The organism is Variovorax sp. LjRoot84 (assembly GCF_964254305.1).
Taxonomy (GTDB): Bacteria; Pseudomonadota; Gammaproteobacteria; order Burkholderiales; family Burkholderiaceae_C; genus Variovorax.
Genome location: NZ_CAXUTE020000001.1, coordinates 3,062,795 through 3,075,076, shown reverse-complemented (window position 1 = coordinate 3,075,076; position 12,282 = coordinate 3,062,795). Strand labels below are relative to the sequence as shown.

Below are 12,282 nucleotides of genomic sequence, written 5' to 3'. Positions count from 1 at the left end.
TTATGGCGCATGCCGCAATTGCCATTGGTGCGCCCGTGGGGACGCTCCTAGACTGGGCGCGATGAATGCATTCGCGAGTCTGATCCGCCCTGCGCTGGCAGCCAGCGCCAATCCTCGATCGGTCGCAGCGAGCTCGCGCGCGAGCCAAGACGGCCACCAGCCGCAAGGCGGCGGTCCGCCGCTTCCGCAGTTCTATTCGGAGGCGCAGCTGTATCTGCCGCAAGCGAGGCCCCCGCATGCGGATGGCGCGCCGGGCTTCGTCGGCGAGCTGCTGGACGCGGGCAGCATCGAGGCGCGCGGCGATCTGATTCGCGCCATGTTGCATGCGATCGGCTTCGAATGGTTGAGCTACGGCGTGATCACGCAGCTGCGCGGGCAGCTGCTGCACTTGAGCTTCTTCACCGGCCATGCGAACCCGCAATGGACAGAGCGCTATTTCTCGCAGCGCCATCACGAGGTGGACCCGCGGTTCCGGGACGCGCCTGCGTCCGGCCTGCCGCTGGTGTGGGATATCGATCGGCTCGAAGCCTCGTCAGGTTCTGCCGGACGGCGGCAGCGATTCCTGGCCGACCTCCGCGGCAGCGGCATCCGCAGCGGCGTGTACTTTCGCCTGGCCTCGCCCACGCATGTGAACGAGCACACGGTCATCAGCCTGCTGTCCCGTTCGCCCGGCCGCGACTGGATCACCGACGCCGTGGTCGGCCGCGCCCTGGTGCTCGGACTGAGCCTGCACGACTATCTGTCGCGCCATTCGCGCCTCCCGGCCGCCCCGGCGGCCGCGCGCGCGGAGATGTCCGCCATGTCGGCGACGCAGCAGTACGTCCTTCAGCTTCTGCTCGAAGGCTGCAGCGACAAGGAGATCGCGCACCGGCTGCGCCTCTCGGCCCACACGGTGGACTACCACATGCGGCAGCTGCGGCGCCGTTTCGCAGCGCGCAACCGCGTGCAGCTGGTGAACGCCGCGAGCCAGGGGCAGCAGGGTGAAGGCTCCTGAGCTTTGTGGTCGCATCAACTCCCCAGCTCTGCGACCATGAGATCGATGAACCGCCTGACCCGAGGTTCCAGAAGCCGCTTTTCAGGATAGACCGCCACAATTCTTGCGTCGTCAGTCTCCAGATCGGGTAGCACCCGCTGGAGGCGGCCCGCGGCCAGTTCTTGAGCGACGAGGAAGTCTGGAAGAAGCGCAATGCCGAGACCGCTCGATTGCGGCATCTCGAATCGCTTCTCCGCTATCGGGTCTTAGCCGGCTGCGGCCTTGTGCCTTGACCCAGGTCCCGCCTTCGTGATCTTGCTTGCGAACAGCGCAGGCGGGCCACTACTGCAGCCATCGAAGATTAGCCCAGAATCTTTCGCCGGCGGCCACGTTTTCCTTGGGGATCGGTATCAACTCCGCGCGTTTCCGCTACCGGCGCGGACTCTTCTCGCACCCCACAGACCCGCACTACGAATTCTCGTCGTTGCTGGCCATCTGCCTGTCATTCTTATCGACCATCCTTTGGAGCGAATCGCCACTGAATCAACGCATCCACCGGAGCGCTCATGGTCGCACCCGCCACCGCATCCTCGCCAAGCCTGTCGCAAGCGGCCATCGACCATGCAGCGGCAGTCAGAGCCGCCGAGGAGCAGCGGCGCCGCGCCGAGGAGGCTGCGCGCAGGGCAGCGGAAGAAGCCCAGCGGATCGCCGCGGAAGCCAGAAGGGTGGCCGCGGAGGCGCGCAAGAAAGCCGACGATGCGAGGAAGCTGGCGGAGGCTGCCGAGGCCAAGAAGGCGCAGACTCAGGCCGAGCAGGACGCGGCGGCCAAGCTGCGCGCGCAAGCCAAGACCGATGAACTCGATGCGCTGAAGAAGGAGGCCACCGCCAATCTGCGCACCAAGGAAGAGACGCTCGCCAATGCCAAGCTCGACGACGTGCGCCAGCGGCGCGCGCCGAACGATCCGTCGGAGGCCACGCGCGCGGCGCAGAGCGAGGTCGACGCCGCGCAGAAGACGCAGGCGCTGTACGAGCCCGTGGCCGGCGCGCAGGTCGCCGACCAGCCGGCCCCCAGCGCGGGCACGCAGGCCCTGCTCGAGAAGGCGCAGAAGGCCGCCAAGCCGGTGTTCGACGCGCAGGCCAGGGGCGGCGACGGCACCAATGAAGAGAAGGCCGCGCTCAACGTCGCCGTCACGGAATGGCTGGAAGCTGCGCAGCAGGACATGCGCACCGCGGGCCTGAAGGCGCAGGTCGAAGGCAAGGACCCGAGCGCCGCCATCGACCAGGAGGCCGCCAGGATCAACCAGGCGATCGACAAGGGCGGCGTCTTCGACCCGGAGGCGATGGGCGCCTACGTCGACCAGGCACAGGCCGGCGTGAAGGCGGAGACGCCGGAGATCCGCCAGCTGCGCAGCGAGCAGTACAACGTCAACCAGTCGGGCAAGAAGCAGGTTGCCGATGCGCGCACCGAAGCGACGGATGCCGACGCCGCGGCCGACAAGGCCGAGGCCTACGCGAAGAGCTTCGGCGACGGCCCCGGCGGCAACGACACCATCATCACCGCCAAGCAGAACGCCAAGGACGAGGCCGTGCGCCTGCGCGGCGTGGCGAACCGGGCCGACGCGAAGCTCGACGGACTGATCAAGGCCTTCGGCACCAGCGATCCGGCCGACCCGGCCAATCCGAAGACCAACGTCGTCGGCGCGGTCAACGCGGACTACAACGCGCGCGTGGCCGATCTCGAGGTCAAGGACCTGAGCGCCAAGTACGACCAGGCGGTGGCCGGCGGCGATGCCGGCAAGATCGCCGAGGCCGACGCCGCCCTGCGCGAGGCGCAGGAGGGGCAGCGCTACATGCACGCGCTCGCCGACGACGAGGCCGCCAAGCTCGATCGCAGCGACGCCGAGATCGAGTACACCGATGCCGAGGGCGCCTGGAACGCCGAGTCGCAGACGCGGCCCGGCACCTACACGGTGACCGAGCACGACGGCGACAAGCAGACCACCAAGACCGTCAAGGCCGAGGGCTACGACCCCGCCTTCTGGGCCAAGCCGGGCAGCGAGGAGGGCAAGAAGGTCCAGGCCAGCGACGGCAAGTACTACTACGTCGACGGCGACAAGAAGACCGAGCTCGATCCCGTCACCTCGCGCCTCTGGGCCGCGCACGACAAGCGCGAGGCCGCCACGAAGCGCATGGGCGACACCGGCTCCACCCTGGGCAAGGTCAAGGAGGACTTGATCGGCGGCACCGACGGCAGCGGCCCAAAGCTGGATGCGGCGCGCTACCTCGACAACGCCGATGCCATCAACCAGCGGCTGGCCGATGCCAATGCCGACGTGGCGGCGGCCCAGGCCGGGCTGAATTCGAAGCATCCGCCGGGATTCATCGGCCCGGTGGCCACGCCGACCACGCCGCAGCAGCTCGGCGAGGCGCTGGAGAAGCAGCGCACTGCGCAGGCCGAGGCCGACGCGCTGAAGGCGATGCAGGATCTGCGCAGCGCCGAGCGCGACCAGGCCGCAGGCAAGCCGGTGGATGCGGCGAAACTCGAAGGCCTGCGCGAGACCGCGCGCGAGAAGCAGCACAAGCACGAGGAATCGCAGCCCAAGCTCTCCGCCGCCGACGAGAAGAAGATGCGCAACGAGCAGTTGCCGCAGGCGCGCAGCGACTACCAGGCCAAGTCCGGCGAGGTCGACAAGCTCACCGCGCCCGGCAGCACCGCCACCGAGGCCGAGCGCAACAAGGCGCTGGACGAGCTCGACGCGCTGAAGCTCACGGTGCGCGACTACGAGACGCAGCTCGAGCTGATCGACGCCGAACGCGACTGGTATGCGGCGCAGAACCAGTACGGCCAGACCGCCTTCGCCAAGCCGCAGCTGTCGATGTTCATGAAGAACGGCGAGTCGGTCACGGGCGACGTCTACCCGCAGAACTACGACCCGACCTGGAACCTCAAGCCCGGCGCGGACGGCAAGGTCAGTGCGGAAGGCCTGCCGCGCGGACTCTCGCCCGACGACATCGAGGTGCGCCACGACCAGTGCGGCGGCGGCTACATGGTGATCATCAAGAAGGACTCCGAGGTCATCGGCTGGCAGAAGTCCGAGCGCTACGGCGACATGCGCAACTTCACCGTGCGCGAGGGCGAGTACAGGATGAATCCCGCCACGGCGCGGCTGTGGGACACCTCGGTGTTCGGCAACGGGCGGCTGGCGCAGGCGCGCAGCGAACGCGGAACGGTCGAGCAGCAGTTGGGCGACGCCAGGGCCGAGGCCCCGCCCGCGCCCGGCGAACAGCCGCTGATCGGTCCGGACGGCAAGCCGGTGCCGACGCTGCGCCTGGGCGACGACCTCACGCAGCGCAAGAAGACGGTGGACCAGAACGTCGGCACCGCGACCAGCGAGCGCGACAAGGCGCAGGCCGCCTACGATGCCGGCACCGGCGATCGCACCGAGCTGAAGAACGCCCTGGACGATGCCAACTCGCGCCTCGCCATCGCGAAGAACGAGCAGGCGGCGGTGGACGCGGTGCTGCTGTGGCAGGAGGCGCATCGCACGCGCCAGCTTTACGAGGCCAACGAACGCGCGGGCCGCGCGCAGCCCATGTGCTACGCCAAGCCGCCGGCAGAACTGGAGAGCGATGCACGCGCCAGCGCGGTCGCCGCGCGCAGCAAATGGCTGGGCTCGCACAACAAGTTCTACACCGACACGGCCAAGCGCGATCTGGGCGCCGCGCAGGCTGCGCACGACAAGTGGAAGCGCGAGAACCCGGCGCTGGCCGAGACCGGCAGCGACACCTGGAAGGCGCTGCAGGCGGCCCAGCGCAAGGCCGACGTCGCCAAGCGCTACCAGGCGGCCGGTGCCACCGAGAGCGCGAGCGCGCGCGAGCAGAACTTCATCGCCCAGAACCTGCGGCCCGACCAGCACGGCGACGGCGCCGAGCTCTACAAGCTCTTCATGAAGGATCCGGAGCTGATGGCGCAGTCCATCATCAACAGCCACTACGTGCAGTTCGGCGGCCAGTTCACGCAGATGCAGAACCGCACGCAGCTCGCGAACCAGGTCGCAATCGCGCTCGGCTGGAAGCCCGACATCGAGCTCGATCCGGCGACGCCGGCCAACAACGAGCGCCTGCAGCAGACGCAGAACCTGTTCGGAAATCTCGACAAGGACCAGAAGGAGATCCTCGACAAGACCGTGAACAAGCTCGTCGAGCTGGGCAGCGACAAGGCCAGGGTGATGGTGCTGCCGGTGGTCTACGGACTCGAGGGCGAGCAGGGCGGCATCGTGAAGACCGCGCTGTTCAAGGTCGAAACCAAGCCCGGCGAAGCGAAATACGTCGACGAGCAGGGCTGGGAGTACGACAGCCTCGACGACTACCGCGCCAACAACAACCTGCCGGTGGAAGGCGTGAACCTCGTGACGCCGGAGGACGGCGACTTCACGCTCGACGCCGACGGCAACGTCAAGCTCTTCAGCGGCGACGCGCGCACAGAGACCGGCTGGGAGACCTTCAGGCGCAAGTCTCATCTCGACGTCGTGGTCGGCGTGGCCGGCCTGGTGGCCGGGGTGGTGCTGACGGTGGGTTCGCTCGGCACCCTGTCGGCGCCCGGCGTGATGCTGATCGCCGGCTCCGCGGCGGCGCTTGCGGCCGGCTACGGCATCGCCACCTCCACGGAAAGCCTGGTCAAGCAGGGCAGCCACGGCCAGGACATCAATCCGTTCACCAGCACGCAGGCGCGGCTGGACTGGCTGAACCTCGGCCTGTCGGCGGTCAGCGTGCCGGTGGTCGGCGCCTCCACGCGCGCCACCATGCAGGCGATGCGCGCGCGCAATGCGCTCAAGGCCGCGACGGCGGCGCGCGGAGCCGGCGATGCGACCGCGGCCGGCAAGCACCTCGACGACTTCGTGCGCTACTCGCAAAGCGCCCAGGCCTGGGGCAAGCCCGCCGCGGCGGCGGCCAAGCCGCTGGGCGTGGGCAGCGTCGCTGCCTTCGAGGAAGGTGCGCGCTACACGATCGACAACTGGGAGCACATGAGCTCCGCCGACCGCGAGAAGCAGCTCGGCATGCTGGGCCTGAACCTCGCCGGCTTCGCCTCGCCGGTGTTCGCACGCGGCTACGTCCGCGTGCACAACGCAGTCAAGCCGATGGTGAATACTGCGCACGCGCAGACGCCGCCGGCCACGCACGCGACCCGGGCGAACGAAGGCGCGGCGGACGGCAGCAAGGTCGTGCCGCTGGCCAGCCGGCGCAACCCCGTGGTGATCGACGATCCGCAGCGGGTCACGGCCGCGGCGGCGGAGGACCCGCTCCTGCCCTTCCGTGAACAGCCCGCGCCGCCAAGCGAAGCGCCGCCGGGCGACGTCCGCCTGCTGCATCCGGATGGCCCGCCGGTCATTGCGGCGGAGGCGCCCGACGCGCCGCTGGCCCAGGTGATCCCGCTGCTCCTGCGCCGCCCCGGCGACGGGCCGGACCCGGGACCGGGCTCTGTGCCGGCATCGGCGCGCAGGCCGCAGGAGCAGCAGTTGCCCCTGGCTGTCGGTGGAGACGCCCAGGCGCCCAATGCGCCGTTCACGCGTTCGCCGCATCGCCAGGCGACGCTGCGCCAACTCAGCCCGCAGGCATCGGTGAACAACCAGGGTGGTACCGGCGCGCATGGGCAGGGCGAGCAGGGGCAGCAGGGGTCGGGTCCCCCGGCATCGCTGCCTTCCAGCGGCGCGGGTTCGCGACCGCCCGCCGCGAACCCGGGAGCGCAGGCTTCTTCCGGCACCGGCGGTCGCGCCAGCCCCGGCTTCGATGCCGACGGCGTGCCGCTGCCGCCGACGACGATGGGCCGCGATCGCGGTTGGGAAAGCGTGGCCAATCACGCCAACGGCATGATCCGCCGGCAGCAGCTGGCGGCCGATCCGGATTCGCCCGCGACGCCGCTCGTGCCCTCGGCCGACGAGGCCGCGGTCACGGCCGCGCTGATGGCCGACCCGCCAGAGGGTTCCGGCGTGCGCTTCGTGGTCTCGAAGCTGGGCCCGCGCGACACGATCTACGGCAGCGAAGGCGGCGTGCGCACGCGCAACCGCGACACCTACGACAACTTCGCCGACGCCAGCGCGGCCGCCGCGCGCGAGGGCGGCGGCTGGATCAACCGCTTGCAGCCCGATACCGCCGGGTTCCCGCTGGTCGCTCGCCGCCGCGTCGGCGCCGACGAGATCATCGGCGCGGTCCATGTGAACGGCGACGGCCAGGTGCTGCCGATCGGCGTGCCCAATGCAAGGGATGCGGCCACCCTGGCCGCGACCACCCGCGTGCCGAGCTGGAAGCAGGGCATCAAGGGCGTGCTGTCGGAGCAGCCGAAGGACGCGCTGATCCGCGCCAAGGGCATGACCATGATCGCCGGCGGCGTGCGCGTCGGCTTCGAGGCGATGAAGCCGGTGTTCGGCTTGCCGGCGGAGCTGGCCGGCGGGCGCACGGCGGGCTACCTCAGCTATCCGCTGTCGAGCTTCGGGCGCGCCGCCTACCTCACCGCATCGCAGCGCATGAAGGAATCGATGGCCGCGGCCACGCGCGGCGATCGCGCCACGGCCGAGAAGCTGGTCGAGAAGGTGATCAACGGCAGCGGCTGGCGCGGCGACAAGATCATGGATGAGGCCAAGGCCCAGTCGCTGCGCGACAAGGTGGACGACGTCGCGACGCTGGGCGAAGCCTTCAAGGCCAGCCGCGAGGCCTGGGCCGACGCGCCTTCCGACAGGAGCTTCCAGCTGCACACCATTCGATCGCCCGGCGACACCGCCGAGACGCTGGCGCCTGCCCATTACATGAAGGGCGTGCCGGGGCTGCGCGACTTCTTCGGCGGCTTGCGAAGCGAGTTTCCGGGCAGGAACAAGTCGGAGATCCGTAGCGAGCTACTGCTGCGCATCGACAAGATGAGCGCCGATCAGCTCCGGATGGCAGCGGATCCTTCGCACGCGGACACCTCGCCAGAGGCCCGGCTCTTGCGCGAGTTTCCGGAGGTGCATGCCAGGTTCAGCGACTCGGTGAAGCAGCGGGCGGAGTTGCGCGAGGCGCATGCCGCGCTCTACGAGAAGCTGCAAGCGCTTTTCCCGGGCAAGAAGGGCGTCGATCCGAAGGAGGCCGAAGGCCTGGGCGGCAGCACCAACTCGCCCAACACGCGGCTGGGCCTGTTCAGCCGCCGCGCGACCATCGCGGTGAGCCTCAACACCTTCGTGGGTACCGTCTTCAAGCCGCTGAATGCAGGCGACTCCATCCAGACGCATGCAGGCAATTTCGGCGACGTCCTGTCGATCGGAACGCTCGGCGCGAACTACATCTACAACAACAAGGTGGATGCGCTCGCGACCGTCGAACTCAAGATCGCCAACGAGGCCAAGGCGGCCAACATGAAGGTCGACGACTACCTCGAGGCCCATCCCGAACTGCAGGCCGATAAGGCCGCCGCCCAGACAAAGAAGAACGACTGGAACAAGTACCGCGACTACGCAGGGCTGCTGAGCGCCGGGCGGGCCATCGCGGTGGGCATGGGCTTGATGGAGACGGGCCCCGAGATCCTGGCCTACGGCGCCTTCGCCCAGGCTGCACTCACGGGCACCTGGGTCGGCCTGCAGCAGATTCCGGCGCTGCGCAACGGCGCCTTCCCGACCGCCACCAAGGTCCTCAAGTGGTCGGCGGTCGGCTCCATCGCGATCGTGCCGGCGGCGACGGTGCTGTACAAGGCCATCGCCGGCACCGAGCAGGAGAAGAAGGACAGTGTGGTGCAGATGGTCTGGAACGGCTTCACCGGCCTGTTCGAAACGGATCCGGCCAGGCCGGGCCAGCCGACGCCTTCGACGGGCACGACGCCGAGCAGCCCGCCTTCGAACAGCCCGAGCACGCCTCCGGGACACGAGCCTGGCGAGCCGGAAAAGCCGGACGAGGACGAGGGCGAGGGCGAGGAGCCGAAGCCGCAGAAGGAGCCGGTTGTCAAGCCGATCCTCGTCAGGGTCGACGGCGACCGCCGCGAGACGGCGACGCTGTGGGGCATCACCGAGAACAACCTGCAGACCCTGCTGACGCCGCCCGAGCTCGGTGCCGCGCGGCGGCAGGAGGGCGGCAAGAACCACGTCGTGAATGAAGCGCTGGCGCAACTCTTCAACCTCAATCCGCGCTTCGACAAGCGTCTAATGGACGGCATCGCGACGAACATCGAAGGAGACCCCGATACGCTGATCGACGGTTGGCAGATCAAGGTCGGTTAGATCGCTGGCGGCCTATCCCGCGGCTGCGTGGTCCTCGACGATGCCGTTCCTCGCCGAGGGCGGCTGCAGGGCATCGTGCACCGAGAGCCTGCGGTACTCGCCGGGCGTCACGGCGTAGGTGCTGAGGAAGGTCTTGTGCAGGTGGCTCTGGTCGCTGAAGCCGGCGGCATGCGCCGCGTAGATCACGCGCGCACCGCCGGCGAGGAGGTCGCGTGCGTACTCGACGCGGTGGCCCACCAGCAGCTCGTGCGGCGTGAATCCCAAGGCGCTCTTGAAGCGGCGCTGAAGATGTACCGGGTGCCAGCCCACCGCATCGGCCAGCGCGTCCAGCGTGAGTCGCTGGCGAAAGCCCTTGGCGATCAGCTCATAGAGCCGGTTAACGCGATCGTCGCCGCTGTCGATCGTGACCGCGTAGTCGCGCGCGTGCGTCCGGGCTGCGGCGGCCTGCGGCGGAATCCATTGCGCCAGCCGCTGGCGCAGCAGGGAGCGGCCGGCCGCACCGATTTCCTCGTTGCCGGAGTGCGCCGCTTCGTACAGCAGTCGATGGCATTCGATGAACTCGCGCGCCGAGGTGGCCTGCGCAAAGATCGATACCGCTGCATCGCCTTCCTCCTGCGCCGTTCGCACGATGTCGTGCGAAGGGTTCACGCAGCGCGCGACGGCGAAGCTGCAGTACATGGCGTCTTCCCGCCAGGGCGCGGAACACGCCTGCACCGAATGCCACACGTGCGGCGCGATGCGCAGCAGCGTGCCCGGCGGCACGACCACGATGCCGGCGATGGTTCGCACGCGCAACTCCGTGTCGGAAACCGAGAGCGTGAAGCCGCCGTGCCTGTGCGGCCGGATTTCGCGCTGCAGGAATCGATTGGCGGTGAATTGAAGACCTGCAAGGTCGACATCTCGCCAATAGGAGGAAGCAAGTAGTTCCATCGAGGCCCGAATTTATCGCGTGGTTGTGTCGACGTTAAGAATTTACAAGGCGGCGCAGCCGGCCTTTGGTAATTTGCTGCACAAGTCGCGGCGTCGCCGGGCCAACGAGAACTCTTTTCTTATCGCCGGGCAATTCGACGGCGTCGACTGGTCATCATCATGATGCTGTCTTCCTTGTTGCAACGTGCGGCCGCGGCATCGCTGCCGGGCACGCCGATTCACGAATCGCCGCCGCCGAACGACGGTGGCCTGCGTGGCGGTCCGGTGCCGCAGCTGTATTCGGAGGCGCAGTTGTGCTTGCCGGAAACGATGGGGCGGCCCGCCGAAGCGTCCGGCATCGTCGGTGACCTGCTGGACGCCGGCAGCAGCGAGGCGCGCGTGCGCCTGGTGCGCGGCATGCTGCATGCGATCGGCTTCGAATGGCTGGGCTACGGCACGCTCACCTACCTGCGCGGGCAGCCGTGGCCGCTGAGCTTCTTCACCGGCTATGCGAACCGGGAGTGGGCGCAGCGCTATTTTTCGCAGCGCCATTACGAGGTGGACACGCGGTACCGGGATGCGCCCGCTTCCAGTCTGCCGCTGTTGTGGGACATCGACCAGCTGGAGGCGTCGCCGGTGAACCCGGATGCGAGCGGACGCCGCCGCCGCTTTCTCGACGACTTTCGCGCGAACGGCATCAGGAGCGGCCTGTTCCTGCGCCTGGCCTCGCCCACGCACGTGAACGAGCACACGGTGATCAGCCTGTCGTCCAGCGCACCGAGCCGCGGCTGGATCACGGACAGCGTGGTCGGCCAGTCGCTGATGCTGGGTCTCAGCGTGCACGAATACCTGTCGCGCCACGCGCGCGTGCCGGCCGCGCCGCCGGCGGCGCGGGCCGAGATGTCAGGCATGTCGACCACGCAGCAGTACATCCTCGAACACCTGCTGCAGGGGCGCAGCGACAAGGAGATCGCCTACCGGTTGCACCTGTCGGCGCACACGGTGGACTACCACATGCGCCAGCTGCGGCGCCGTTTCGCGGCGCGCAACCGGGTGCAGTTGGTGAATGCAGCGACGCAGTCGCCGTACGCCGAGAGCAACTTCGGCACGATCGAACAGACCTAGACAGCGATCGGGCTGCGTTCGGCGAACTGGCCGTTCCAGTAGGGGTAGTAGGGGTAGGGCGGCGTGACCGCGCTGGCCGCATCGAGTCTCTCGACCTGCTCCGTCGTGAGCTGCCAGCCGAGCGCGCCCAGGTTCTGCTTGAGTTGTTCCTCGTCGCGCGCACCGATCAGCACGCTGGCCACGGTGGGACGCTGCAGCAGCCAGTTGAGCGCGATCTGCGGCAAGGTCTTGCCGGTTTCCTCGGCCACCTGGTCCATCGCATCGACCACGCGGTACAGGCGCTCGTCGTCCACCGGCGGCGCGAAGCCGGCGGTGTCATGCAGCCGGCTGCCCGCGGGCAGCGGCTGGCCGCGCCGGATCCTGCCGGTCAGGCGGCCCCAGCCCAGCGGGCTCCAGACGATCGCGCCCACGCCCTGGTCGATGGCGAGCGGCATCAGCTCCCATTCGTAGTCACGTCCTATCAGCGAGTAGTAGGTCTGGTTCGCGACGTAGCGCGAAAGGCCCAACCGGTCCGACGCGGCCAGCGACTTCATCAACTGCCAGCCCGAGAAGTTGGAGACGCCGATGTAACGCACCTTGCCCGCGCGCACGAGGTCGTCGAGCGTGCCGAGCACCTGTTCGACCGGCGTCATCGCATCGAAGGCGTGCAGCTGCAGCAGGTCGATGTAGTCGGTGCCCAGGCGCTTGAGCGCGGCGTCGGTGCCGGCGATCAGGTGATGGCGCGAGGAGCCGACGTCGTTCGGCCCGTCGCCCGCGCGCAGCGAGAGCTTGGTCGAGAGGATCACCTTGTCGCGCCGGCCCTGCACCGCGGCGCCGAGGATCGATTCGGAGGCGCCGCTCGAGTACACGTCGGCGCTGTCGAAGAGGTTGACGCCGGCCTCGAGGCAGATGTCGACGATGCGGCGCGCGCCGGCGACGTCGGTATTGCCCCAGGCGCTGAAGAGCGGACCCTGGCCGCCGAAGGTGCCGGCGCCGAAGCCGAGGGCCGGCACCTTGAAGCCGGAGTTGCCGAGATAGCGATGTTCCATGACGAGTCCT

The 12,282-nt window shown here is 68.7% G+C and carries 6 protein-coding genes; 3 read left to right on the top strand and 3 right to left on the bottom strand.

Annotated features, from left to right (window positions below):
* Nucleotides 1–61: 61 nt before the first annotated feature.
* Nucleotides 62–994: an autoinducer binding domain-containing protein gene (locus tag ACSQ9I_RS15480; RefSeq protein WP_436304122.1), complete on the top strand. Its 933-nt coding sequence runs from the start codon at nt 62–64 to the stop codon at nt 992–994.
* Between the two features lie 14 nt (nt 995–1,008).
* Here the strand turns inward: ACSQ9I_RS15480 and ACSQ9I_RS15475 are convergent, their stop codons facing one another.
* Entirely contained in the window at nt 1,009–1,212 is a 204-nt protein-coding gene (locus ACSQ9I_RS15475) for a LysR substrate-binding domain-containing protein (RefSeq protein WP_436313696.1), read from the bottom strand.
* 327 nt (nt 1,213–1,539) lie between these two features.
* On the opposite strand from ACSQ9I_RS15475, the gene ACSQ9I_RS15470 reads away from it, so the two are divergent.
* The gene (locus ACSQ9I_RS15470; RefSeq protein ID WP_436313695.1) at nt 1,540–9,210 is read left to right on the top strand and encodes a DUF4781 domain-containing protein; all 7,671 of its coding nucleotides are present in this window, start codon (nt 1,540–1,542) and stop codon (nt 9,208–9,210) included.
* 12 nt (nt 9,211–9,222) lie between these two features.
* On the opposite strand, the gene ACSQ9I_RS15465 is transcribed toward ACSQ9I_RS15470, so the two are convergent.
* A complete protein-coding gene (locus ACSQ9I_RS15465; RefSeq protein ID WP_436313694.1) occupies nt 9,223–9,999 on the bottom strand; it encodes a helix-turn-helix domain-containing protein in 777 nt (258 codons plus the stop codon).
* A 300-nt stretch (nt 10,000–10,299) separates the two neighbouring features.
* Between ACSQ9I_RS15465 and ACSQ9I_RS15460 the strand changes: the two genes are divergently transcribed.
* A complete protein-coding gene (locus ACSQ9I_RS15460) occupies nt 10,300–11,244 on the top strand; it encodes an autoinducer binding domain-containing protein (protein ID WP_436313693.1) in 945 nt (314 codons plus the stop codon).
* On the opposite strand, the gene ACSQ9I_RS15455 is transcribed toward ACSQ9I_RS15460, so the two are convergent.
* On the bottom strand, nt 11,241–12,272 hold the full coding sequence (locus ACSQ9I_RS15455) for an aldo/keto reductase (protein WP_436313692.1): 1,032 nt from the start codon (nt 12,270–12,272) through the stop codon (nt 11,241–11,243). The two genes, ACSQ9I_RS15460 and ACSQ9I_RS15455, sit on opposite strands and share 4 nt — an antisense overlap.
* Between the last annotated feature and the right edge of the window lie 10 nt (nt 12,273–12,282).